The 24,986-nt window shown below is 71.3% G+C and carries 15 protein-coding genes; 7 read left to right on the top strand and 8 right to left on the bottom strand.

Annotated features, from left to right (window positions below; translation table 11 throughout):
- Nucleotides 1-422 precede the first annotated feature (422 nt).
- The 4 genes from GF068_RS35320 to GF068_RS35335 all read left to right on the top strand — a co-directional run bounded on the left by GF068_RS35320 (nt 423) and on the right by GF068_RS35335 (nt 9,162).
- A complete protein-coding gene (locus GF068_RS35320) occupies nt 423-2,876 on the top strand; it encodes a protein kinase domain-containing protein (protein ID WP_170319866.1) in 2,454 nt (817 codons plus the stop codon).
- A complete protein-coding gene (locus tag GF068_RS35325; RefSeq protein WP_240807873.1) occupies nt 2,873-6,820 on the top strand; it encodes a serine/threonine-protein kinase in 3,948 nt (1,315 codons plus the stop codon). The genes GF068_RS35320 and GF068_RS35325 overlap by 4 nt, the downstream gene beginning before the upstream one ends.
- A gap of 63 nt (nt 6,821-6,883) precedes the next feature.
- Nucleotides 6,884-7,879 (top strand): L-histidine N(alpha)-methyltransferase, encoded by a 996-nt coding sequence (egtD, locus tag GF068_RS35330; RefSeq protein WP_153823937.1) that lies wholly within the window; start codon nt 6,884-6,886, stop codon nt 7,877-7,879.
- Nucleotides 7,876-9,162 carry an SUMF1/EgtB/PvdO family nonheme iron enzyme gene (locus tag GF068_RS35335; RefSeq protein ID WP_170319867.1) on the top strand — a complete coding sequence of 429 codons (1,287 nt, stop codon included), beginning with the start codon at nt 7,876-7,878 and terminating at the stop codon, nt 9,160-9,162. The genes egtD and GF068_RS35335 overlap by 4 nt, the downstream gene beginning before the upstream one ends.
- Here GF068_RS35335 and GF068_RS35340 read toward each other — a convergent pair.
- Both GF068_RS35340 and GF068_RS35345 read right to left on the bottom strand, forming a co-directional pair.
- Nucleotides 9,131-10,681, bottom strand: a complete 1,551-nt coding sequence (locus GF068_RS35340) for a xylulokinase (protein ID WP_153823985.1) — start codon at nt 10,679-10,681, stop codon at nt 9,131-9,133. The two genes, GF068_RS35335 and GF068_RS35340, sit on opposite strands and share 32 nt — an antisense overlap.
- Nucleotides 10,682-10,683: 2 nt before the next feature.
- A complete protein-coding gene (locus tag GF068_RS35345; RefSeq protein ID WP_153823938.1) occupies nt 10,684-11,739 on the bottom strand; it encodes an NAD(P)H-dependent glycerol-3-phosphate dehydrogenase in 1,056 nt (351 codons plus the stop codon).
- A gap of 115 nt (nt 11,740-11,854) precedes the next feature.
- Here GF068_RS35345 and GF068_RS35350 point away from each other — a divergent pair, with 115 nt between their 5' ends.
- Nucleotides 11,855-12,874 carry a hypothetical protein gene (locus GF068_RS35350; protein WP_153823939.1) on the top strand — a complete coding sequence of 340 codons (1,020 nt, stop codon included), beginning with the start codon at nt 11,855-11,857 and terminating at the stop codon, nt 12,872-12,874.
- Nucleotides 12,875-12,885: 11 nt separating this feature from the next.
- On the opposite strand, the gene GF068_RS35355 is transcribed toward GF068_RS35350, so the two are convergent.
- Genes GF068_RS35355 through GF068_RS35380 form a run of 6 tightly spaced genes read right to left on the bottom strand, consistent with a single transcriptional unit; the run spans nt 12,886 to nt 22,141 of the window.
- On the bottom strand, nt 12,886-14,922 hold the full coding sequence (locus GF068_RS35355) for a DUF2169 family type VI secretion system accessory protein (RefSeq protein ID WP_153823940.1): 2,037 nt from the start codon (nt 14,920-14,922) through the stop codon (nt 12,886-12,888).
- Between the two features lie 27 nt (nt 14,923-14,949).
- Nucleotides 14,950-15,342 carry a DUF4150 domain-containing protein gene (locus tag GF068_RS35360; RefSeq protein ID WP_153823941.1) on the bottom strand — a complete coding sequence of 131 codons (393 nt, stop codon included), beginning with the start codon at nt 15,340-15,342 and terminating at the stop codon, nt 14,950-14,952.
- Between the two features lie 31 nt (nt 15,343-15,373).
- Nucleotides 15,374-16,024, bottom strand: a complete 651-nt coding sequence (locus GF068_RS35365; RefSeq protein WP_170319868.1) for a DUF3540 domain-containing protein — start codon at nt 16,022-16,024, stop codon at nt 15,374-15,376.
- On the bottom strand, nt 16,021-17,124 hold the full coding sequence (locus tag GF068_RS35370; protein WP_153823943.1) for a pentapeptide repeat-containing protein: 1,104 nt from the start codon (nt 17,122-17,124) through the stop codon (nt 16,021-16,023). Before GF068_RS35370 ends, GF068_RS35365 begins: the two co-directional genes overlap by 4 nt.
- Nucleotides 17,111-19,774 (bottom strand): DUF2169 domain-containing protein, encoded by a 2,664-nt coding sequence (locus tag GF068_RS35375; RefSeq protein ID WP_153823944.1) that lies wholly within the window; start codon nt 19,772-19,774, stop codon nt 17,111-17,113. Before GF068_RS35375 ends, GF068_RS35370 begins: the two co-directional genes overlap by 14 nt.
- Before the next feature lie 6 nt (nt 19,775-19,780).
- Complete coding sequence (locus tag GF068_RS35380; protein ID WP_153823945.1) at nt 19,781-22,141, bottom strand: type VI secretion system Vgr family protein; 2,361 nt, start codon at nt 22,139-22,141, stop codon at nt 19,781-19,783.
- Between the two features lie 172 nt (nt 22,142-22,313).
- Between GF068_RS35380 and GF068_RS35385 the strand changes: the two genes are divergently transcribed.
- Nucleotides 22,314-23,669, top strand: coding sequence for a M1 family metallopeptidase (locus GF068_RS35385; protein ID WP_170319869.1), 1,356 nt, complete (start codon nt 22,314-22,316; stop codon nt 23,667-23,669).
- Nucleotides 23,666-24,982, top strand: coding sequence for a hypothetical protein (locus GF068_RS35390; protein ID WP_153823947.1), 1,317 nt, complete (start codon nt 23,666-23,668; stop codon nt 24,980-24,982). The genes GF068_RS35385 and GF068_RS35390 overlap by 4 nt, the downstream gene beginning before the upstream one ends.
- Nucleotides 24,983-24,986 lie beyond the last annotated feature (4 nt).

Consider the following 24,986-nt stretch of genomic DNA (forward strand, 5'->3'; position numbering starts at 1 on the left):
TGAACGGGGCACGCCTCATGTCGAAGGCGCTTCGCTGGGGCTTTGCCCCAGGCCCCACCGGGGCTATCCGCCCCTGGACCCGGACCAGCGCAGGCGCTGGACCTTTCGTCGATGAACTGCGCTCCGCGCAGTTCATCGAACAGCCGCAGTCAAGACCACCAACGACCTTGCCAACCAAAACAGCCGCGCTGCTGGTTCTGCTGGCGCCCCGGCCTCTACGTCGGCCCGTTTGAAAAACTGCGCGGAGCGCAGTTTTTCAACCCTCGGTCCAGGCCGTGCCTGGTCCGGGGTCGAGGGGGCGGACAGCCCCCCGCGGGGTCCGGGGCAGCGCCCCGGCGCTACGCCCCGCGATGAGACCCTGTTCACCTGCTCCCTCTCCACGACGCTTGCCTCTCCCGCCCTACCTCGGCATCCTCCCGGCCGTGCAGCCTGGAGACGTGGTCGGCGGTCGTTTCGTCCTCGAGCGTATCGCCGGCACGGGGGGCATGGGCTCGGTGTTCCGTGGGCATGATCGGGTCACGCGTGCGCCTGTCGCCATCAAGGTCCTCGGCGAGCATGATGCCGAGGCCATCCGCCGGTTCGATCACGAGGCCAAGATCCTCGCCGAGCTCGGCCATCCCCATATCGTCCGCTACGTCGACCATGGCGCCACGCCCTCGGGCGCGCCCTGGCTCGTCATGGAATGGCTGGAGGGTAGGAGCCTCGCGTCGCGCCTCATCGAAGGTGAGCTCACGCAGAGTGAGGTCGTCCTGCTTGGCATCCGCGTCGCGTCCGCCCTCGCCGCCGCGCATGCGCGTGGGATCGTCCACCGTGACGTCAAGCCGAGCAACGTCTTCCTCGTCGGCGGCGCGCCCGAGAGTGCCAAGGTGCTCGACTTTGGGCTTGCTCAGGCCGCTGCCGGCGGCGCCCGCTTGACGCGCACCGGCAGCGTGCTCGGCACGCCTGGGTACATGGCGCCCGAGCAGGCCCAGGGCTCCAAGGGGCGCGTCAATGCCAGGGCCGACGTGTTTTCCCTCGGCGCCTTGCTCTTCGAGTGCTTGACGGGCAAACCTGCGTTCGAGGGCGAAGGCGTGATGGCCATCCTCGCGCGCTTGCTGCTCGAGGATGCGCCGCGTGTGCGCTCGATCCGGCCCGAGGTGCCGAGGGCGCTCGACTCGCTCGTCGCGCGGATGCTCTCGCGTGTGGCCGAGGCGCGGCCCGCCGACGGGGCTGAGGTGCTGCGCGCGCTCGAGGGCATCGACGCCGTGGACGGGGAGCGGATCTCCGTCGTGCCCGCCTTGCCCGAGGGGATCTCCGATCGTGAGCACCACCTCGTCTGTGCGGTTGTCGCCGCGCCTGCCGTGGAGATCGTCGCGCGGCCTTCGAGCCCCACGTTGCGCACGCAGATCCCCCGCTCGGCTTGGGATGAGGTGCGGGGCCTCGCGCGCAGGCATGGCGCGCGGGTCGTGGAGCTCGCCTCGGGTGCGCTCTTGCTCTCGCTCGAAGGGACGGCGGACGGGCCGGTGCGCGCGGCGCGGTGCGCGCTCGCGGTGGCCGAGCTGCTCCTGGGGTTCCGGGTCGCGCTCGTCACGGGGCGGAGTGAGGCCGGCAAGGATCTGCCGGCGCCCGAGGTCGTGCAGCGCGCGCTCGATCTGCTGAAGCGCGCGAGCCATGCGCCGGGCGTGTTCGGGGTGCGGATCGACGATCGGACGCAGGCGCTCTTGCCCGCGCGGTTCGAGATCGAGGGCCCGCCGGACGACGCGCGGCTGCGCGCCGAGCGGGACGACCTCGGCGAGGCGTGCCCGCTGCTCGTCGAGCGCCCCCTCGTGGGCCGCAAGGGCGAGCTGTCGGTGGTGCTCGATCTGCTGGAAGAAGGGCTCGACGAGCCACGCGCGGCGGCGGCGCTCGTGGTCGCGTCTGCGGGGCTCGGCAAGACGCGCCTCGCGCAGGAGGTGGTGCGCGCGCTGCGAGCGAGCCGGCCGGGCCTCGTCGTGGGTTACGGCCGGCCCGGGGCGGCCGGGGTCGACTTCGGCATGATCGAGCCGCTGATCCGGGCGCTCTCGCCCGCGCGTGGCCCGGGCGAGGACGAGGGCGAGGCGCGTGGCTTCGAGGAGCACGCGCTCGGCGTGCTCGGGGTGCGCGCCCGGTCGGGGCCGCTCGTGCTCGTGCTCGACGACGTGCAGTGGGCCGACGCGGCGACGCTCGCGCTCGTGGATCGCGCGCTGGGCGAGCTGTCGGACAGCCCGTTTGGCGTGCTCGCGCTCGCCCGGCCCGAGGTGCGCGACCGCGCGCCGGGGCTCTTCGGGCGCCGGAACGTGCAGGAGATCCGCATGGGGGCGCTCTCGCAACGCGCGTCGCGCGAGCTCTTGCGCCGCGCGCTCGGGCCGGAGGCGGACGAGGCCGAGCTCGCGGCGCTCGCGCAACGCGCCGAGGGACATCCGCTCTTCTTGCAGGAGCTCGCGCGGGGCGCCACGGGCGTGACGCCGGAGGCGCTGCTCGCCGTGCACGGGCCCGCGATCGCCGAGCTCTCGTCGGCGGCGCGGCGGGTCTTGCGCGCGGCGAGCCTCGTCGGGGTCACGTTCTGGGAGGGCGCGGTGCTCGCCCTGCTCGGTGAGCCCGACGGCGCGCCGCACGTGCGCGCGCTGCTCTGCGAGCTGACGAAGCGTGAGCTCATCACGAAGCGCCGCGCGAGCCGCGCGCCGAACGACACGGAGTACGCCTTCAGCCAGCCCATGTTGCGCGAGGCGTTCCTCGCGACGGCGACGGACGTCGATCAGAAACGCGGCCGGGCGCTCGCCGAGCGCTGGCGCGTGGGCTCGGGCGTGCGCGTCGTCGAGGGTGAAGGCGAGGCGCCCGCCACGCGCGCGGCGGCAAACGGGAGCCACAAGAGGTCATGAAGCGCGGCGACGTCATCGCCGATCGTTTCGAGATCGAGCTGCGCGCAGGGGCCGGAGGCATGGGCGCCGTCTACCGCGCCCACGACCGCGCGACGGGTTCGCCCGTCGCGCTCAAGGTCATCCACCAGCCCGCGAGCGACGCGACGCGCCGCTTCGACGTGGAGGCGCGCGCGCTCGCCGAGCTCTCGCATCCGCACGTGGTCCGGTACGTGACGCACGGCCTGTCCGAGGCGGGTTTTCCGTACCTCGTGATGGAGTGGCTCGAGGGCGAGGACCTCGCGGCGCGGCTCGCGCGGGGGCCGCTCACGCTGCCGGAGTGCCTCACGCTCGGGCGCCTCGTGGCCGCGGGGCTCTCGGCCGCGCACGCGCGCGGGATCGTGCACCGGGACGTCAAGCCCACGAACCTCATGCTCGTGGGCCGCGTGATCGAGGGCGTGAAGCTCGTGGATTTCGGGCTGGCGCAGCTCGGGACGAGGGCGAGCCGCAAGCTCACGCGGACGGGCATGATCCTGGGCACGCCGGGGTACATGGCGCCGGAGCAAGCGAGCGGCGACGGGACGCCGCTCGACGCGCGTGTCGACATCTTCTCGCTCGGCGCCGTGCTCTACGAGTGCCTCACGGGCCACGCGCCGTTCCAGGCCGACAACCTGATGGCGCTCTTCGCCAAGCTGCTGCTCGAGGAGGCACCACGCCTCGCGGAGGCGCGACCCGATCTGCCGCCGCGGCTCGACGCGCTCGTCGCGCGCCTGCTCGCGAAGGACCCGGCGTCGCGCCCCGCGAACGGCGCCGCGCTCGCGGCCGAGCTCGCCACGATCGAGGCGCTCGGCACCGAGGAGACGGGCGAGGTGCCGACGATCGCGGACGAACCGGAGGCCTCGGGGCTCACCGACGTGGAGGCGCGTTTCGTCTCGATCCTGGCCCTGCACCGCGAGCTCGCGAGCAGCTCGATCGACGCGACGGGCTCCACGCAACGCTCGCAGGCCGACGTCGTCGCGGCCGTGCGGCACGAGGTGGCGCCGCTCGGCGCGCGCGTGGACGAGCTGCGGAACGGCGCGCTCGTGGTCACGCTGCTCGGCGCCGGCGAGCCGACGGATCGCGCCGCGCGCGCCGCCCGCGCCGCCTTGCGCCTGCGCGTGATCCTGCCCGAGGCCGCGATCGCGCTCGCCACGGGCCGCGCCGAGGCCGCCGAGCGCCTGCCCGTCGGCGCCGTCGTTGATCGTGTCGCGAGCCTGCTCGAAGCCGAAACGCCCCCTCTCCACGGCGTGGCGAGGGGGCCGGGGGGTGAGGTCGGCGTCCGCATCGACGACGTCACCCGCGCCCTGCTCGCCGCGCGCTTCGACGTGAAGACCACCCCCGAGGGCCACCGCCTCGTCGCGGAGCGCGCCTCGGGCGAGGCCGCGCGTACGTTGCTCGGAAGGCCGAGCCCCTTCGTCGGCCGTGACCGCGAGAAGCGCGCGTTGTGGGATCTCGTCGACGCGGCGATCGAGGAGGAGCGCCCCTCGGCCGCGCTCCTCGTCGGCCCCGCGGGCGTCGGCAAATCGCGCCTGCTCGCGGAGCTCGTCACGCGGATCCGGCAGGATCGCCCCGAGGTGCTCGTGGCCCGCGGGCACGGCGATCTGCTCGGCCAGGGCTCTCCCTTCTCGCTGCTCGGCTCCACGTTGCTCGGCGCGCTCTCGGGCGCGCCGCTCGAGGGCCACGCGCGGCTCGCCGCGTTCGTCGCCCGATACCTCCCCGCGGCGGACGCCGAGCGTGTCGCGGAGCTGCTCGCCGAGCTCGTCGGGCTGCCCGCCTCGAACGAGGCGAGCCCACGCCTGCGCGCGGCGCGCGGGAGCCCCGCGCTCATGAAGGACCGGATGCGCGAGGCCGTCGTGGATCTGCTCGCGGCGATGACGCGCCGTCATCCGGTCGTCTTCGCGGTCGACGACGTGCAATGGGGCGACGCGGCGTCGCTGCGCCTGCTCGACACGGCCCTGCGCGAGCTCGGCGATCGGGCCTTCATCGTCCTCGCCGCCGCGCGGCCCGAGGCCCTGACGTTGTTCCCGCGGCTCTTCGGGGATCGTTCCCACGAGGTGCGGATCGGGGAGCTGCCGCGCAAGGCGAGCGCGCGTATCGTGCGAGCGGCCCTCGGCGACGCCGCGCCCGCGGAGCTCGTCGACGCGCTCGCCGTGCGCGCCGCGGGCAACCCGTTTTACCTGGAGGAGCTCGTGCGCGCCGTCGCCGAGGGGCGCGGCGGCGCGTTGCCCGAGACGGTGCTCGGCATGATCGAGGCTCGCCTCGGCGCCCTCGATCCCGAGGCGCGGCGCGTGCTGCGGGCCGCGAGTATCTTCGGCGAATCCTTCTTCCACGGCGGCATCCCCGCCTTGCTCGGCGACGACGCGCCGGACGCGATGGAGCTCTCGGCCGTGCTCGCCTCGCTCCTCGAGCGCGAGATCCTGGTCACGCGGCGCGAGAGCCGGCTCCCGGGCGAGGAGGCGCTCGCGTTCCGGAACGTGCTCCTGCGCGAGGGCGCGTATGCGATGCTCACCGAGCGGGATCGCGCCCTCGGCCACCGGCTCGCGGGCGAGTGGCTCGAAGCCCACGGCGAATGGGACCCGAAGATCCTCGCCGAGCATTTTGATCGCGGCGGCGACGCGGCGCGGGCGATCGGCCATTACGAGCGCGCCGCGGAGCACGCGCTCGGCGCGGGCGACGACGAGGCCGCCCTCTGCCTCGCCGAGCGTGGCCTCGCTCTTGGCGCTTCGGGTGATCGAGCGGCCGCGCTCCGGGCGATCCAGACCGACGCGTGGGCCTGGAACGGCGACTGGGCGCGGGCCTTCGCCTCGGCCGAGGCCACGCTCGCGATCGCCACGCCGGGCACCACGAGCCATTGCCGCGCGCTCGGCAGCGCCATCACGAGCCCGCTCGTCGCGAACAACCCGGAGGCCCGCGCCGCCTTCGCGCGCGAGCTCGCCCGCGTGAACCCCGTGCCCGCGGCGATCCCCGCGTTCGCCTGGGCCTACAGCGTGGCGATCATGCCGTATTTGCTCGGGGCCGAGCGCGAGCTCGCCGAGACGCACCTGGCGCGCCTGGAGGAGGTCAGCGCGCCTCACCTCGGCCACGAGCCCTCCGCGGCGGGCTGGGTGAAGATGACGCGCGCCTTCTGGTTGCGCTACGTCCCTCGCGATTTCGCGGCGGCGCTCGCCCTCGATCTGGAGGCCCTCGCCCATTTCGAGGCCGCGGGGGATCGGCGATATGGCCCCTACGTGCAGATGCACGTCGGCCTCGATTGGGCGTTCCTCGGCGCCTTCGAGGAGGCCGAGTCCGCCCTCTCACGCGCCATGCAGGGCGCCGAGCCGGGCGGGATGATGGCGCTCGCGACGCGCACCTACCTCGGCCGCGTCCTCTTGCTCCGCGGCCGCCCCGCCGAGGCCCTCGAACCTTGCATCGGGGTGCTCCAGGAGGCCGAGGCGCGTGGCGAGCGGACCATCGCCCTCAATGCCGGGCTCGTCCTCGCCGAGGCGTCGCTCGCCGCCGGGTTCCTGGAGGCGGCGCGGGCGCGCGCCCTCGCCCTCGAGCCCCTCGTGTCGCCCTACCCGTTCGCGCGCGTGGCCCTCGCGGGTATCCGTGCCGGCCTCGCGCTCGCCGAGGGCCGCCCTGCCGAGGCCCTCGCGCTCGCCGAGGCGGCCCTCGCCGAGAGTGACCGGCGCGGCATGTACCATTTTGGTCACGAGCACCTCGTCCTGTCGCGCGTGGACGCCCTCCACGCGCTCGGCCGCGTGGAGGAGGCGCGCGCGGCCGTCGTCGCCGCCGAGGCCGCTCTCCTCGCGCGGGCGTCTCGAATTCCGGATCCTCTCCTGCGCCGGACCTTCCTCGAGCGAATTCCGGCCCACGTTCACCTGCAGGCCCGCGCTCGGGAATGGGTTTCGCATGCCCCCGCGGAGCCCGCCTCGACGCTGGTGTCCTGAGCAAACGGCGCATCGCGCCCGGCGCCCGGGCCCCCGCCCGGCGGGCGCCGGAGGGTTTTCCGAATGGACGGATCGCCTGTCAGGAACGACGCGCCCGGAGATCTCGCGCCCCGCTCCTCCACGCGCCCGGTCGACGAGGGCGCGGCGCTCCGCGAGAGCCTGCTCCAGGAGCTCCCGGAGATCCCGGCTCGATACCTCTACGACGACAAGGGGAGCGAGCTCTTCGAGCGGATCACCGAGCTCTCCGTGTATTACCAGACCCGCACGGAGATCGCGATCCTGGAGAATGCCGCGGTCGATATCGTCGCGCGCGCGCGTCCTCGTCACCTCGTCGAGCTCGGCAGCGGCGCGGGCCGCAAGATCCGGCTGCTGCTCGACGCCCTGCGTACCCACGGGCAGGGCGCGACCTGCACCATGCTCGACATCAACGAGCTCTTTTTGCTCCAGTCGATCGACCGCCTCTCCGTGGATTATCCGACGTTCGCCTTTCGCGGTATCGTCGGCGATTTCCTGACCGACCTCGGGCGCCTCGGCCCGGCGGGCGAGCGCCTCCTCGTGTTTTTCGCCGGCACCGTGGGCAACCTGCACCCCGACGAGCGCCGCTCGTTCCTCGGCGAGCTCGCGCAAAGGATGGCGGACTCGGACGCGCTCTTGCTCGGCGTCGATCTCGTCAAGGATCCGGCGCGGCTCGAGGCGGCGTACGACGATCCCGAGGGCGTCACGGCGGCCTTCAACCTGAACGTGCTCTCCGTGCTGAACCGGCGGTTCGGCGGCGATTTCGACCCTTCGGGCTTCCGGCACCGCGCCTTCTACGACCGGGAGAACGCCTGGATCGAGATGCGCCTCGTCGCCCGCCGGAGGCAAGACGTCCGCCTCGCCGCGCTCGACCTCGGGCTCGATCTCGACGCGGGCGCGGAGATCCGCACCGAGATTTCCTGCAAATTCACGCGCGCGTCGCTCGAAGCCTGCGCCGCCGAGGCGGGGCTCTCGATCGACCGCTGGTACACCGACCCGGAGGACCTCTTCGCCCTCGCCCTGCTCCGGAGGCGTCGTTCGTGACCCTATCGCGCGAATCGTACTGGGCCGACAAACTCGACACGACCTACCAGCGCACGGACCTCCTGTTCGGCCTGCTCCCTCGCGAGGCCCTGCTCGAGCGTCCGATCGGCCTGCGCCACCCATTTTTGTTTTACCTCGGCCACCTGCCCGCGTTCGCCTGGAACCAGATCGGCCGCGGCGTGCTCGGGGCGGGGCACCTCGACGAGGCGCTCGACGTCCTCTTCGAACGGGGCATCGATCCGAAAGACGACGAGGGCGCGCGCCGGACGAGCATCCCCACGTGGCCCTCCGTCTCGGCCGTGCTTTCGTATCGCGACGCCTCTCGCCGCGCCGTCCGGGCGAAGATCCCCGAGGTCCTCGCGCGGGCGTCGAGCGCGGATCCGCTCTGCGAAAACGAGCGCATCCTGCACCTCGTCCTCGAGCACGAGCTCATGCACCAGGAGACGCTGCTCTACATGCTCGCGGAGTGCCGCCCGGGCCTGATCCAGCGCCCCGCGTCCGTGGCGCCGCCCGGATCGAGCGAGGGCCGCGCGGGAGAGCGTATCCACATCCCCGAGGGCCCCGCCGTGATCGGCGCCGCCTGGGACGAGATCCCGTTCGGCTGGGACAACGAGTTTGGCAGGGCCACGGTCTCCGTTCGGGCTTTTTCTCTCGATTCGCTCCCCGCGCGGAACCTCGACTGGCGCGTATTCTTCCGGGCGAACGGCGAACCCGACTCGCTCCGGCCGCGCACGTGGATCCATGGCGCCGGCCGCCTGCTCGTCAAGACCGTCTTCGGCCCCGTGCCCTTCGAGGTCGCGGCGGGCTGGCCCGTCCAGGTCTCGGGCGAGCAGGCGCGGGCCTATTGCGCCCACCACGGCGGCCGTTTGCCCACCGAGGCCGAGCTCTGCCGCGCCGCCTACATGGCCGCGGAAGGCGCGCGGAGGCCTTATCCCTGGGGCGACGCCGCGCCCGCGCCCTGCCACGGCAATTTCGGCTTCGCGCGGTTGTTCCCGTCGCCCACGGGTTCACACCCCGGCGGGGCGAGCGCGTGGGGCGTGGAAGAGCTCGTCGGCAATGGCTGGGAATGGACGAGCACGCCGTTCTCACCCCTGCCCGGGTTTCGCGCTTATGCGCGGACGTACCCCGGCTACTCCGCGGATTTCTTCGACGGCGAGCACGACGTCGTCTTCGGCGCCTCCTTCGCCACCGACGACAAACTCCTGCGCCCGAGCTTCCGCAACTGGTACAGGCGCAACTACCCCTACCCGTTCACGAGTTTTCGGGTGGCGTGGGACGGCTGATCTCCGCGAGCCGCCCCATCGCCCCCGCGAGCGCCGGATACAGCCCCACGTACACCTCGTGGTACAGCCGATCGTAAACAACGCGCCGCTCCCCGGGGACGAAGACCTGCCCGCGTGACGTCATCGCCGCGGCCGCCTCCTCGATCCCCGCGAAGGCCCCCACGCCCGCGGCCGCGAGGATCCCTGCCCCGAGCGACGTCGCCTCGCTCGACCCCGCTCGCGTGATGGGTTTGTCGAGGACATCCGCCAGGATCTGGCACCAGAGCGCGCTGCGCGAGCCTCCGCCCATCACGCGTAGCTCCTCGATCGGCCCCGACGCCTTCTCCACGCCGCCCGTGTGGAGCCGCTGCTCGAGGGCGATCCCTTCGATGATCGCTCGATACAGGTGCGCCGGCCCCTGCCCGCCCGAGAGCCCGAGCAGGATCCCCGTCGCCGCGTCGTCCCAGTAGGGATTCATCACCCCGTGGAAATACGGCACGAGCACGAGCCCCTCCGCGCCCGGCGGGAGGGACGCGGATTCCCGCTCGAGCGCGGCGAGCTTCGCCGACGTCCCCTCATCGTCCGCGCCGACGAGGCGCGCGAGCCACGTGAGCGTGAACGTCCCGCCTTTCAGGTCGGTCTCGAGCAGGAACGCGCCCGGCGTCGCCGCCATCATCGTCCGGAAGGCGCGATCCGTGCGATATTCGCGCGAAATGACGCCCGACACGATGGCCGTGCCGAGGTTCAGATACATCAAGCCCGGCCCCACGACGCCCGCCCCGAGCGCCGCCGCCTGGCCATCTCCGGCACCCGCGAAGACCGGGATCCCCGCCTCGATTCCGAGCGCAGCGGCCGCCTCGCTCCCCACCTCGCCGATCCGCTCCCCCGGCTCGGCGAGCTCGGGGACCTCCGCCGCGGACAAACCCGCCCATTCGAGGATCTCCGGGGAGAACCTGCGCGCCGCCATGTCGACGAGCCCCGTGGGATCGGCGCTCGCCACGGACGTCACGAGGCGCCCCGTGAGGCGAAGGGCGAGAAATGCATGCACATCGAGCATCCGCACCGGACGCGCGGCGAGCTCGGGCGCGATTCGATCGCGCAGGTGGAGCAGCTTGTAGAGCGAAGGCGTCGTGCAGGGGAATTTGCCCGAGATCTCGTGCAGCCGCGCCTGCCCGACCTTCGCCGCGAGCGCCGCGACCTCCGCCCGGCAGCGCGCATCCATCCACACGAGCGCCGGGTGCAGCGGCTCGCCGCGCTCGTCTGTCAGGACGAACGTCTCCCGCTGGTGCGTGATCGTCACCGCCCGGATGCGCCGCGCGCCCTCGTCCCCGAGCGCCCGCGCCGCCGCGCGTGTCGCGACGACCATTGCGTCCCACCAGCCCCGCGCGTCTTGCTCCCACGCGTCCGGCGCCGGATTCGAGAGCGGGATCGGCGCGCGGCCCTCCGCGACGGCGCGGCCCGCCCGGTCCCACGCGATGGCCTTGCACGCCGTCGTGCTGCAATCGATCCCCAGGAAAAGCGCGTCGTCCCCCACGATCATCGTCACGCCCCGAAGAACGAATCAAACGGCATCTCCACCGGCGCGTCCTCGAGCGCGATCGCGATGAGCTTGCGCAGGAGCGGCAGCTCCCCGGGGCCGAGCTCGCCCCGGGCCTCGTACGCGGAGAGCGCCCGGCGCATCACGTCGAGGATCTCCAGGCATTCGAGCGTCGCGCCTTCCATGCGGGCCACCGATTCGCGCACCCCGAGCCCGAGCCCGAGCAGCCGCCCGAATCGCCCCGTGCGGCCGCCGTTCATGGTGACGTCGAGATCCCCGACGCCGGGCAGACCCGTGGCCGTCATCGGATCACCGCCGACGAGCCCGATGACCCGCATCATCTCGCGAATGGCCTCGGCGAACACGGCGCTCTCCCAGTTGTGCATCGCCACGCTCCCGGGCGCCCCGCCGTTTTTCTCGTGCAGCCCCGCGCCGAGCGCGACGCCCATGGCAAACGCATTCTTCAGCGCGGCGCACACCTCGGCGCCGATCACGTCGGCGCACGGAAACACGTGGTAATACGGCCCGCGCAGCGCATCCGCCAGCGCCGCCAGCGTCTTTTCATCGCGGCCCGTCACGACGACCGACGTCGGCACCCGCCGCGCGAGCTCCCCGGCGATACACGGCCCCGCGACGGCCGCCGGAAACACGCTCGCCCGCACCTCCTCGGGCAAACCTCGCCGGACCACGTCGGGCAGCACCACGAGACGGCCGCCCTCTTCGTCGAGTTCGAGCCCCTTCGTGATCATCACGAGCGGCACGCCCGGCCGCGCGTGGGGCGCGATCGTCTCCGTCGCCCACCGAACACCCGCCGAGCTCACGCCGAGCGCGAGGATGTCCGCGCCGCGGGCGGCCTCCGCGAGCTCCTCCGCGAAAAACGGCTGGATGGAAGGGGGCAGATCGAGCTTGAGGGTCGGGTGAAACCCGCGCGCTTTCAGGCTCTCGATGATCACGTGGTCGAGGTGCGTGCCGACGAGGCGCACGTCGTGCCCACGATCGACGAGCGGCACGCAAAACGCGCTGCCCATCATGCCCGCGCCGAGGACGGTGATGACGGCCATGGTGGCCGCGGAGGGTAGCCAGAACCGAAACGTTTGCAAGGTCGAGCCCCGAAGGGATTGTCAGCGCGGCGCCTCTCGGTATCATTGCGCCCGGTTTCGGGGCGCGGAGGTCTTCGTGAGCGAGAGCGGGCACGACGAGGGCAGCGGCAAGAAGTTGGGGCCCTTCGCGGCGGCCCTCGCGGCGATCGGGATGCTCGTCGCGCGGGCCGGCGACGATTGCGCGAAGATCGGCGCGAAAGGCGCGATGCTCGGGGACGACGCGGCGCGAGGCCTCGGCCGCGCCGGCTCGCTCGCCGACGACGGCATACGCGGCGGCGGCAAGCTCGGCTCGCTCGCCGACGACGGCATGCGCGGCGGCGCCAAAGGCTCGCTGCCCGGCGTGCACGGCCCGAAGCCGGAGGGCGGCGGCGGCCTCGTCGAGGAGGCGGCGGGCGCAGGCGCCAAGGCCGAGGGCCACGCCGAGGACGTCGCGGAGATCGGCGTCGATATCTCGATGGAAGTCCTCTCGAACGTGGACCCGAAAGCCGAAGACGACGACGGCCACGGCCACGAGGACGAGCCGCAGATCGTCGACGGCGTTCGTGTCCCGCCCCCGGAGATATTATCGATCAGGACAACTCCTGCGGATCTCCTGCGCGCTCGTACCATCGTGTCGAGCCCGGCGCTGCTCACCGTCGCCTCCGGGGCCACGAAAAAGGCCACGAGCGAGGCCGATCCGTTCGCCTGGATCGAGAGCCACGCGCCGAGCAATCCGGTCGGGTTCGTCTTCACGTCGCGCGGCGAGATCGACACGAAAAAGAGCATCCCGCTCGTCGCGGCGAACGGCGTGACGACCGACGACACCACGATTCACCGCACGTGCCTCGAGCACACGACGAACTGCGTCGTGCTCGTCTGCGAGCCGGACGCCGCGGGCGCGAAGGAGCCATGCGTGAAGGGCGCGACCGCCGCGTGGAAGACCGCCGCTGCCATGGATCTCGGCTCGAAGACCGCCGTACGTGATTTCCTCGGCAAGCTGCTCGCCGCGCGCGCGGGGCGACCGTCGCTGCGGGGCCTCGTCCTCTCGCGCCTCGACGTCGAAGCCACGCCGCCGCGGATCGTGCGTAGCCGGCTGGAACCCCAAAAGACGCCCTGATCCGCGCCTGCTCACGCGCCACGCGGCTCGTTCGTCTTCACCCGCCTCGGCGTCCGGAAGAGCCCGCCCTCGGGCGGCGGCGAGGCCGCGCGTTCGGCCTCCGTGGCGGCGCGAAGCTCGGCCAGGAGAGCCGGATCCTTCGCCGTCCTCCGCGAAAACGCGCGCCGGAGCGGCAAGACGTCGGCCCGCCCGAGGCCGAGCTCCGCGAGGCATTGCGACAATTTCCCGTGCGCGGCCGCGACCGACAGGCGCGCATGCCCCCGGACATCCACCGTCCGGCCGAGCGCCTCCAGACGCGCGACATAAATTCGATCAAAGGCCTCGAGAAGCGCCCCCTCGCCGCGCGCGGCGTCCCCGGCGATCACGGCCGTGCTCTCGGCCTCGATATGCGCCCATTTCTCCTCGTCGAGCCCGTGCCGGCGCAGCGTCACCCCCACATCGACCGTGGGCCCCGCGATCTCCGCCGCAATCGAGGCGTACTTCTCGAGCGGGAGCGGCAAGAGCAGCGCCGAGCCCGGCAAACCGGGCTCGCCGGATTCGGGTTCGGCAGGCTCGGGTTCGAGGGGAATCGTCGGCAGGGCGACGAGCGCGGGCTTGACCGCGTCCATCACCGAGAAGGGGACGGGCGCGTCGGTCGCAGGTACAGACGCAGGCGGCGGCGCAGACGCAGGCGCAGGCGAGGACGGCGGCGCGGCGGCCTCCGCCGGCACGAACGGCAATCCCACGTTCCGCGGCATCCGCGGCACCTCCTCGGCCTGCGGGCGCGGGGGCGGCGCGGACGGTCGTTCGAAGGGTGTGGCCGGACGAACGATCGCCGCGGGCGCTCCCACGTGGACCGTGCCGCTGCCGAACGGCAAGGCGGGGCTCGGGCGCGGAGGCGCAGCGGGCGGCGGGGACGACGCGGGGCGGAATGGCAAGGCGGGGGCCTTGGGCTCCGCCGGGCCGGTCATCGTCCCGCCCGTGCGCGCCTGCCCAATCGGCCGCGTATCGTGCCGCATTTCGAGCGGATGCAGCTCCGGCGCGCCCGCGACGTCCTCCAGCGAGCCGCCCTGGCGCACGACCTTCTCGATATCGGCGGGCCGGACCCGCTTTCCTTGCGGGTGGCTCGCCACGACGAGCGTCCCCACGGCGATCGGCTCCTTCGCCGGCACGTCCGTGAGGCCACGAAACACCATGGTGATGCGCCCCCGATCCGCGTCGATCGTGACGGTATCGCAGCGCAGCGCGATCTCGCTCACGCGGCCCGTCCTGGGATCGATCCGGAACGCCTGCGGCCGCGCCGCGGGCAAACGCGTCTCGAGCCGCGGGAGCGTCGGATGCAAGTGTTCGAGCACGAGCGTGGCGCCGGGGCGCAGGAGCGGGATTTGTTGATCCGGCGGCGCCGCCTGGAAAAACCCGAAATCGAAACCCTCGGGCGCCGGGCCCGGCTCCTCGCCGAGCGCGGCCGTCGCCCACCTGTGCCCCTCCTCGGTGACGAGCCGCCTGCGCTCGGGCCACCCCGGCGCGAGCGGGCCGAGGCCGGGGGTTTGTCCCGTCGTCGAGACGACGTTCGGCATTGCCATGGCGCCGCGCGCCGGAGGTGCCGCGAGATCGACGCCGACCGGATTCCCATGCCCTCGCGCCGCGCGCTCGTACCGCAGCGGCATTCGCGTGAACGCCGCGGGCGGCCCGGCCGAGAGGCCCTCCGGCCCCGGCGAATATCGCCGATCCCCGACGAGCTCGAGCGCCTTCGCGAAATCACCGATCTCGATCCGGCACGAGAGCTCCGTGACGGCCGCGCCCTTCGGAGCGAAGGCGTGCCCGACGACGAGCACGTCCGTGCGCGGCTTGAGGGGCGCGAAATCGGTGGCGAAGCGGAGCGACGCGCCGGGATCGTTGTCCCACGGCACGTCCCCCGAAGGCTCGTCCTGCGCCGGCGCGATCGTCGCCTCGGCCCCGTGCACGAGCAGGAACGTGGCCTTGACGAGGATCGTGAGCGAATGCACCCCCGGACCGGCCTCCCAGACGAAGGCCGCCGCGGGGAATGGACAGAACGAGCGGATCTCCAAGACGAACCAGTTGAAAAGCTCGCCGCCTCAAGGGGCGAGCAGGATCACCTTGATCTGCGCGGGGACCAGAGTCATTCCCGGGCAGTTCGTGTTGTTCTGGATGTTGAAGCTCGTCATACGCGTCGCGGGCAAACCATTGACGAGCACGGTGAACGCCCCGGTGACCGGCCGCGTCGGCGCCATGACCATCCCCGACGCGACGCCCATCGCGATGCCGGGCGTGTCACCGATCGAGATGAGCGGCGTCGTCAGGAGGTGATGCGCCGGCGTGCACATCCAGAGGACGTTGAACGAAGGCGGAAAACCGACCGGGCCGAAGGAGATGTTCGGATACGGAATCGGCACCGGCACCGGCATGGGCGTCAGGCACACGTCCGGGAATCCGAGGTTCATCCCGCCCATTTGAGAATTTCCGAACATGACGGCCCTCCTTCCTGCCCTCGAACCCCGTTTATCCCAGGTGAATCTGCTCGCCGTCCATCTTCACGAGCTGCTCGGCGGAGACGATTGTATTCTCCGCGCGCAGGCTCATGACCTGCCTGGCGCTGTGGTCGATCCGCTCGGCCCGGAGCTGATCGACCTCCTCGACCTTGCGGAACGAGCGCTTCACCCGCTCGCTCACGCGCTCGACGACGCGCTCGACCACGCCGCCCTCGTGGCGCAATTTGCCGATCTCGGCGCGGACCACGGAGCCGAGGTACGAGAGGCTGTCGAGCACGACGCTGCCCGACGACGCGTGCACACGCACGCCCTCCGCCGCCACGCCGACCTCCGCGGCCGAGACGAAATCGATGTTCTCCTTCGCGGCGACGCGCAGCCCGCCCTGCGGGAGCTTGATCTCGAGGTCGCCGTCACACGCGATCGCCGCGCCGGCCCCCGCCTCGCGCTCGAGCACCGCGAGCACGTACGCCGCGCCGCTCGGCGCGCCGGCCACGAGGACGAAATCACGCTCGCGCGGCTCGACGAGGCAGCTCGTCGCGCGACGGGCGCGCATGTCGCCCCGGCCCGTCCGGACCACGAAAAACCCGTCCTCCGCGCGGACGACCGTGCCCATCACCTGGAATGCGTCGAGCTCATCGAGCTTCCTCGCGAGATTGCTCATGTCCGTCCTCCGTCTCCGTCTCCGTCTCGTGGCCGTCCGTCGGATTCGCCGCTCGGGGGCTTCCATAACTCGGCCGCCGCGAGCGGCGCGTCATCGCCGAGCGCGACCTTGCGCGAGACCCCGAAGCTCGCGCCCGCGTCCGTCACGCGGTGCAGGCGCGCGCGGAACATGTTCGAGCCCACGAAATCGGCGCCCGACAGGTCCGCGTGCGAAAAGTCCACATAGGTGAGGTTTGCTTTGCCAAACCGAGCGCCCTGGCAGCGGGCGCGCACGAAGACGCAGAGCTCGAGGTCGGCCCCCGTGAAATCGGCCTCCTTCGCCTCTGCCTCCACGAAGAGGCACTCCCGCGCGACGACGCCGTCGAGCCGCGCGCGCTCGAGCTTCGCGCCCGCGAACATCGCCCGCTGCGCCTTCGCCCCGGAGAGTCGCGCCTCCGTGAGGTTCGCGCCCTTGAAATTACATTGCGCGATCGTCGCGCCCCCGAGGTCCACGCCCGAGAGATCCGCGTCCATGAACTGCGTGAGCGTGAGGTCGAGGCCGGAGAGATCCATCCCGGCGAAATTCGCGCCGAGGAAGACGGCCGTCTGGATCGTCGCCTCGCGCAGCTCCACCTTGCGCATGTCGGCCTTCATGAGGACCGTCTGCGAGAGCCGCGCCCCCGCGAGGCGCATGCCGGCCACGCGCGCGTCCACGAAGCTCGCGCGGTCGAGGTTCGCCTTGCCAAACTGTGCGTCCTCGAGGTTCGGCTCGACGAACGCGGCGCCGAGCAGGTTCACCTCGACGAAGCTCGCGCCGCGCAGGGTCGTATTCACGAACCGGGCGGCGCTCGCGCGGGATCCGTCGAGCCGCGCGCCGTCGAGCGCGCCCTCGACGAACGAGAGGTGCCGGAGGTCGGCCCCCGCGAGGTCGGCCTCCGCGAGATCACAATGGACGAGGATCGACTCGAGCAGCGAGGCGCCCGCGAGCTTCGCGCCGCGCAGGCGCACGTCCTCGAAGACCGCGCCCGAGAGCTTCGCGCCCGCGAGATCGAGCCCGGACAGGTCCACGCCCGAGATGACCTCGCCCCCCGCGACGAGCGCTTCGAGCTCATCCCTTCGCATGGGACCCCCGCGCGGCGACGACGCGCTCGACGTTCGCCCCGGAAAAACTCGTCTCCTTGTCCCCGACCGACCCCGAGAGATCCACGGCGAAGAGGTTCGCCCCCTCGAAATCGGCGCCCGCGAGGAGCGCGCGTTGCATCACGGCGAGCAGGAGGTTCGCGCCCCGGAGCCGCGCATTGCGGAGATCCGCGCGCAGGAGCCTCGCGTCGACGAGCGTCGCCCCGGTGAAATCGCAGCCCCGGAGGTCGGCCGCGCCGAGCTCGCTCTTGCCGAGATCGGCCCGCGCGAACGACGAGCGCGCGAGCTTCGCGCCGCGCACGTTCGACCCCGGCGCGATCACGTCCGAGAAATCGGCGTCCTCGAAGGCGCAATTCTTCACGAGGCGGAGGTTCGTGAGGTTCGCCCCCGCGAACGAGGCGCGATCGCCGCGGCACTCCACGAACGCGGCCGACTTCACCTCCGCGCCCGCGAAATCCGCCCCCGTGAGGTCGACCTCGACGAAATTGCAGAGCAAGAGCTTCGCGCCGCGCATGCGGACGCCGGCCAGGGGGGTCTTCAGGAAAAACAGTTTTTCGGCGCGGATGTTCGAGAGGTCCGTGTCCGGCCCGATCACGATGTCGAGCAGGAGCGCCTCGCTCATCGCCGCGCCGTCGAGGCTCGCAGCGCGGAGATCGGCCTCGTAGAGGATCGCCCGCCCGAGGTCCGCGCCCGCGAGGCTCGCGCCCGAGAGCCGCGTCCGCCCGAGGTTCGCCTCCACGAGCACGGCCCCGTCGAGCCGCGCATTCGTGAGGTTCGCCCGCGCGAGGACCGCGCGCCGCAGGTTCGCGCCCCGGAGGTTCGCGCCCTCGAGGTTCGCGCCCTCGAAATACGCGTCCTCGAGATCCGCGCCGGAGAGGTCGATCCCCGCGAGATCGATGCCCGTGTAATCGCGCCGCGCGAGCGGCACGCCCGCCACGTAACGACGCACGATCTCCTCGCGCGCCCGCCCGTTCTCCTCGGGATCCATGGCCGGCGCGGGCTCCTGGAAATGCGCCGCGACACGATAGGCCTCCCGGAGCTGCTCCTCCGCCGCTTCGAGCCGCGCGCGCAGGCCCGAATCCGCGAGCTGCTCCTCGACGCCCGGGATCGGCGTGCCCGCGTTTTTCCCGAGCGTCGCGAGATCCCGGAGCCGCTGGATCTCGCCCTCGGCCGTGAACTTCGGCGCGCCCGTGGACTCGCGGCGCGATTTCGCCACGATGGCGTCGTAATCGACCTTCTGCTCGGCGCAGAGCTCGCGCAGCTTGGCGAACGCCTCCTCGCGGCGCTTTTCGCCCTCCTTCTGCATCGCCTCGGCCTTCGCCTCCATGGCCTCGACGAAATCGGGCAGCTCGTCGAGGTTCGGCGGCGCGCTCTCCTCGGGCGGCGGGAGCGCGAGGTTCGGCACCGTGGCCGGATCCACGCCCGCGGCGCGTAACTTCTCCTTGGTGGCTTCGAGCTCGCGCTCCATCCGGCGGCGGAGGTTTTTCTGGACGAGCCCCTCGGTCACGACGGCCGCGTCGAGCTCGTCCTTGTCGAGCGAGAGGGCCTTCGCCGCCTCGAGCACGCTCGCGGGGACGAGATCGATGTCCCGCAGGACGTGCAAATGGGCCTTCTTGCGATCGAGCCGCGCCGCGAGCACCGCCTCGTAATGCTCCCTCGGCCGCGGCGCGCCGGTCTCTTCGAGCGCGGCCATGGCGATCTCGATATCGGCGGCGTCGGGCTCGTGGATCGTCCGGGCGCCGCGGAAGACGAGCAGGCCACGCGCCTCGTGCGGGAAGAGGTGCACGGTGTCGAGCCGCATCGCGAGCTCCGCGAACGGCTCCTCGTGCTCGGGCGCGAAGCGCAAGAAACACCGCGCCGAGAGGCCGGGCAGGCGCGACTCGATCTTCTCGCGCGTGGGGTGCATGTTCTCGACCGTGAAGGCCTCGTCGCCGCGGAAAAACCCCTCGACGCGCTGATCGGGCGGGGCCACGTTGAAGAGGTCGAAATTGGCGTCGAGCGCGATGCCGGGGAACTGCTCCTCGAGCCACTTCTGGTCGTACGTGCCCATCTTGGCGAAATGATGCGGCCACGTGATGTCCCAGGCCGCGAGCGAGGCTGGCGGCGGGCGATCCCCCTTCGACTGGATGATCCGCTTCGGATCCTCGACGTTCGGCAGCGGGTGCACGGCCTTGCCCTCGTCGTTCTTGACCGGCGCGGCCCCCTTGCCGACGGGGTTTTGTGGGTATTTTTCTCCGCCGAACGCGTGCTCGTAATCGATCGGCATACGCGTGAACGGGACGGGGTCGGTGGGGCCGACGAGGCTCCAGGTGCGGTCGCCGATGACGTAGAGCCTCTTGTCGAGGGGCCCGAGCGTCACCCGCACGTGCGACCAGGGCGCGGGCTTGCCGCCCGGCGGGAAACACGCGCCCGTGACCAGGAGCTCGCCGCGCAGCTTCGCCATGCAATGGTCGAGCACCCCGAACCGGCCGAGCTCCTTGCCGACGAGCTTCCAGAGCTCGACCTCGGGCTGGATGGCCTTCGGCTCGTCGAAAGGAAACAACGCGACGACGGTCGCGACGAAAAAATGCTTCCCGTCGTGATCGAAGACGCGGTGGAGCAGGCTACACCGGAGCGGCTTGACGACCTTCACGATGGCTCAGGAGAACAGCGTGACCCCGTTGACCTTGATCTCGGCGCTCCCGAGGTGGAGCTTCGCGCCGATCGTGTTGAGCCGGGCCCCGAACTGCCCCAGCCAGATGGGCGCCGCGTTGATCGAGGGGCCGCTGAAGGCGATCTCGATGGCGCGCGACATGAGCTTCACGGAGGCGGCGAGCTCGATGCTGATCGCGGCGGAGAGGTCGAGCTTGAGCCCCGCGAAGAGGCCGATCGACGCGCCGAAATGCCCGCCGAACGAGACGCCGTACGTGAAGCCGTCGAACGACGCCTTCTTGAACCACTGGAAGGGCCCCGACGTGGAGATCGTCTGGCTGCCGTTGATGGTGCTCGTGAGATCACCCGTCACCGTGAGGTTGTAGCCGCCGCCGATCTCCTCGGTCACGTCGCCCGTGACGTTGATCATCTGCGTGCCATTGACGGTGAGTTTGTCCTCCCCCGTCACGGTGTCCTCGCGTGACGCGAGGTAGACGCCGGTCATCTTCCCGGTCACCGTCTCGTCGTACGTGCTGTCGAACGCCTCGGTGTTCGGGCCCTGCACGTTGAGGTTGACGACGCTCTGGTAGACCTGCGTCGTATTCGCCGTGACCTGGAGATCGAGCGAATTGTTGTAACGAACCGTGACCGCGCCCTCGACGGTCTCGTTGTACGTCGCGTTGTACGTCTGCGTGACGGGGTTCGTCACCGTCGTCGAGAAGGGGCCGACGTAGACCTCGGTGATCGTCCCGAGGACGTCCTCGGTCTTGTTCGCCATCACGTCCACGTCGAGGTTGTTCCCCGTGTAGACGTGGCCGTTCATGTCCGTGCGGAGGTCGAAGTTGTACCCGCCGTTGCCGAGGTGGAGCGACGAGTTGAACTTCGGCGCGAAGACGTGGACGTGCGTCGAGCCGAGCAGGTCCTCCATCTCGATGAAGTTGTTCGACCCCGTCCGGATCATGTTCTTCGTGTAATTGCTCTGCGTCACCACGCTCGGCGTCTCGGCGTTATGCGCGGCGCCCACGATCACGGGGCGATCCGGGTCGCCGCCGAGGAACACGAGGTGCACCTCCGTGCCCTTGCGCAGCGGGAAATGCTGGCCCTCGACGCTGCCGCCGTGCGGCTGGAGCATCCGCACCCACGTCGAGCGCGAGCCGTCGACCGCGTCGCCCTCGTCGAAGAAGATGTTCACCTTGTACCGGCCGTGCGTGTCGATCTGCGCGTACGGGCTCGCCGCGATGCCGTCGACCACGCCGTCGACCACGCCGTCGATCCGCGGCCAGGGCGTCTTGCGCTCGGCGCGGAACTGCGTCGCGTGCGGGATGGCGTGCACCGTGGCGAGGTACGTCTCCTTCGTGGGATCGACGCCGAAGAGCATCTCGAGATCCTCGCCGCTCGCCGATTGGTTGCCGAGGTGCTCGATCTCGATCGTCAGGTATTCGCTGTTGAAGGCGAGCCGCGGGTGCTCCTCGAGATCGAAGACGTACCCCGGCCGGAGGTAGAACTGCGGGCCCGTGCCCGTGTAGATCGTCTGCCGCGCGGCGAACTCCTCGGCGCGGATCGAGGCGTACCGCGTGCCCTCGCCGGGCGTCTTCACGTTCTCGCCGTAAAGGACGATGTCGCCCTTGCCCGAGAGCTCGGCGCTGCCTTTGACCTCGAGGCTCGGCTTCAGGTAGTTGTAATCGCGGACCTGTACGCGGCCGGGCAGCGCGTTCGAGCGGCACCGGAACGAGCGGAGCGACTCGCCCGCGGAGACGTCGCCGGCCGGCGCGGGGAAGTACTTCACGGGCTTCGGCGCGAGCTTCTTGTGCGCCGCGCGCGTGTCGGTGAAGACCAGGACCTCGCGCTCCTCGCCCTGCTCGAAGTAGAAATAAATGCCCTCGCGCTCGGCGAGCCGGGCGATGAAATCGTGGTCGCTCTCGCGATACTGGCAGACGTGCTCGAGCTTCGGATAGTCGTTCCAGAGCGCCAGGCGGTAGTCGTTCGCCCCGAGGCCGCCCTCTTTCAGGAGGGCCTCGATGATGTCGGGGATGCTCACGTCCGTGAAGATGCGGCTGTGGCGCGTGAGCGTGAGCTGCCAGTACGTCGGGACGAGCTTCGCCAGGTAGAGTCCGTACGCGCCGTAATCGTTCACGAGCTCGACGGAGGCGAGGATGCCGTGGAAGACGAACGGCGGCGCGGCGAGCCCCCGATCGATCGTCAACGTGCCGCGGGCCCCCACCGCGGCGGCGACGTCCACGTCGAGCCCCGTGAGCTTCAACGCGACGTCGAATTCATACGTCCATGAAATGGCCTCCCGCCCCTTGAAAGCCGTCACCTGCGTGATCGGGGGAAAGGCGGTCGACAAGAAGGTGAAGATCTCGCTCATCGCTCACGCTCCGGCACGTCGGTGCGAGAGTAGAGCACGGGCCCGTCCCGCTCGTAAAGGGGCACCTCTTCGAAAGAATGATCGCAGAGGCAGCGGAAAATTCCGGGCGAACGCGGCCTTGACATGCTCTCCTCCCGGTGTGGATGATCGTGCGCTCTCATGGAGGCGATACATGCGGATCGATGGAAGCGCGAGGCTCGTCGGGATCACGGCCCTCACCGCCTTCGCGGCCCTCGGCTGCGCGCAGGAAGGTGACCAGAAGGGCGACACGTCGAGCACGGGCACCCCGTACGAGGAGCCGCCCGAGCCGTCGGTCGACCTCGGACGCAACATCCAGAGGACGGCGCTCACCGTCGATCTCGAGACGAAGACGGCCACCGCGGTGATCGACCTCGCCTCCTCGCAGATGAGCACGGGCGCGTCGTTCGAGGCCGCGGGGCTCGAGATCGTGAGCGTCTCGAACGCACAGGGGCCGCTGAAATGGGCGCTCGCGCAGGGCCAGCTCGACATCGGGGTGCCGAAGAACCTGGGCTCGGCCACGGTCACGATCGAATACACGTTCAAGGAGCAGGCGCAGTTCCAGGGCCTCATGGCCAAGGGCTCGACGCTCGTATGGCCCTATTTCTGCGGCAACCTCTTCCCGTGCCATTCGGACCCGGCGGACGGCACGACGTTCGAGCTCACCGTGACGGGCGCGCCCGCGGGCATGACGACGGTGCACCCGGTGGCGATCGGGATCGACGCGCCCTCCTACCAGATCGCCTGGGCGACGGGCAGCTATACGAAGCTCGACCTCGGGACGACGTTCCAGGGCGTGAAGGTCGTGGCGCATTACCTGCCCGGCGGCGAGGCGGACGCGCAAAAAGGGACGGCCGCCCTGCTCGACGTGATGAACTTCTACGAGCAAACGCTGGGCGGATATCCGTTCGGCGGCGAGGCGGGCGCCGTCGCGGTGGACTGGGGGCCGACGGCGTATGGAGGCATGGAGCACCACCCGTACTGGCACGTCTCGACGATCGCCATGGGTGACCCCTGGATCCAGGCGCACGAGGCGGCGCACGGCTGGTTCGGCGGCGGCGTGCGGCCCGCGTGCTGGGAGGATTTCGTGCTCTCCGAGGGGACCGTGAGTTACCTCGAGGCGCGCGCGATCGCCGCGGTGATGGGCGCCGACGAGGGCACGAAGCTCTGGACCCATTACCAGAGCCGGCTGAACACCGCGATGGCCGGCGCAGCGTCGAAGATCGCCTGGCCCGAGGGCTGCGGCGAGGTCGACATCCTGAAGGATCAGCTCTTCGGGGACATCGCCTACATGAAGGGCGCGTTTTTCTTCCGCGCGCTCGAGGCGAAGATCGGCACGAGCAAACTCGACCCGTCGCTCAAGGCGTTTTTCCTCAAATACAAGGGGCGCGCCGCGCGGTTCTCGGAGCTGCTCGACATCGTGAAATCGGTGGGCGGCTACGACGCCACGGCCTGCGCGACGGCGTGGCTGCGGAGCGAGGCGGTGCCGGCCGAGCAGGTTTGTCCTTGAAGCGCCTCTGCGTGGGGCTCGCTCTCGTGGCGCTCGCGCTCCCGGGCGCGGGCTGCCGGCGCCCGACGCCGAAGAAGGACAAACCTTTGCCGCAGGCGCCGGAGACCGCGACCGTCGAGCCCCTCGCGACGGCGACGGCGAAGCCCGCGGAGACCGCGGCCCCCGCGGGATCCGCCGCGCCGACGTCGTCCGCCGCGCTCGCGGGCGCGGGGAATTCGAAGAAGCACAAGCCGCGGACCGGCGCGCGTTTCCTCATCGACGGGCCCGAGCAGCCAATAGCGATCGGCGGGGCGGCCACGGTCTTCTCGAAGGGCGTGATCTGGCGGCTCTCGGGTAATGCGGCGCAGGTGAGCCTGTTCGGGGCGGACGGCCCCGCGCCCGGCCCGAGCGAGCCGGAGCGGGCGCGCAAATGGCCACGCGGGCGGGTGGCCGTCGCCGAGGACGCCTCGGGGACGAGGCACACGTACTGGGTCGAGGGGTCGGGGCTCGTCCGGAGCACGCTCGACGCCGAGGGCAAACTCGGCGCGCCGGAGGTCGTGGCGAACGACGCGGTGCCCGGGTCGAGCCCGTCGGCCTTGCGCACGGGCGGGCGCGACGCCGTGGCTTATCTGGCGACGCCGAACGCGCGGAACGCCGAGCGAAATGGTCGATTGTGGGTCGAGGGCGGCGGCGTCCTCGACCTCTCGCCCGAGGGCTCGGGGGCGTCGAGCATCTCGCTCGTCGAGGTCGGCGAGGGGCAGGTGATCGCGATGTGGCTCGACGCGCGGAGCGCGATGACGCCGGTGCACGCGCGGCGCTTCGAGGTCCGCGAGAAGACGACGGCGATCGCGGCCGACGAGGTGGTCTTCGTCGGCGGGCCCCCGGAGGGGTATCCGGAGCTCGTCGCGGCGCGCGCCGGGAACGCCGCGGCGGGGCTCTTGCCGCTCGCCACGGACAAGGGTTTTGCCCTCCATGACATTCTCGTCGACTGGGGCGGCAAGGCGAAGATCAAGACGCTCGATTACCCGAACGGGATCGACGTCGCGCCCGTGGCGGCGGCGCCGGCGTGCGGCGAGACCATCGTGGTGTATGCGCGGCCGGAGGCGAAGGAGCCGGGATCCCCGCAGGTCCTCGAGGTCGCGACGCTCGGCGGGGGCGGGGTGATCGAGCCGCAGGAGGTGGCGGCTTATCCCGGGCAGGTGCTCGAGCTCTCCGCGGCGGCGGCCGACGCGAATACGGTGTGGGTGGTGTACACGGCGGGCACGAAATCGTTCGCGATGCGGCTCGGGTGCGGGGCGAAGAGCCCGGCGAGGGCCGCGCCGACGGGCAAATGACGGC

The sequence above is a fragment of the Polyangium spumosum genome (assembly GCF_009649845.1).
GTDB classification, from domain to species: Bacteria; Myxococcota_A; Polyangia; order Polyangiales; family Polyangiaceae; genus Polyangium; species Polyangium spumosum.

Bases quoted from the DNA above. Each gene is read 5' to 3' on its own strand.
- GF068_RS35325 (WP_240807873.1), top strand. From the start codon at position 2,873: ATGAAGCGCGGCGACGTCATCGCCGATCGTTTCGAGATCGAGCTGCGC.
- egtD (WP_153823937.1), top strand. From the start codon at position 6,884: ATGGACGGATCGCCTGTCAGGAACGACGCGCCCGGAGATCTCGCGCCC.
- GF068_RS35340 (WP_153823985.1), bottom strand. From the start codon at position 10,681: ATGATCGTGGGGGACGACGCGCTTTTCCTGGGGATCGATTGCAGCACG.
- GF068_RS35345 (WP_153823938.1), bottom strand. From the start codon at position 11,739: ATGGCCGTCATCACCGTCCTCGGCGCGGGCATGATGGGCAGCGCGTTT.
- GF068_RS35360 (WP_153823941.1), bottom strand. From the start codon at position 15,342: ATGTTCGGAAATTCTCAAATGGGCGGGATGAACCTCGGATTCCCGGAC.
- GF068_RS35365 (WP_170319868.1), bottom strand. From the start codon at position 16,024: ATGAGCAATCTCGCGAGGAAGCTCGATGAGCTCGACGCATTCCAGGTG.
- GF068_RS35370 (WP_153823943.1), bottom strand. From the start codon at position 17,124: ATGCGAAGGGATGAGCTCGAAGCGCTCGTCGCGGGGGGCGAGGTCATC.
- GF068_RS35380 (WP_153823945.1), bottom strand. From the start codon at position 22,141: ATGAGCGAGATCTTCACCTTCTTGTCGACCGCCTTTCCCCCGATCACG.
- GF068_RS35385 (WP_170319869.1), top strand. From the start codon at position 22,314: ATGCGGATCGATGGAAGCGCGAGGCTCGTCGGGATCACGGCCCTCACC.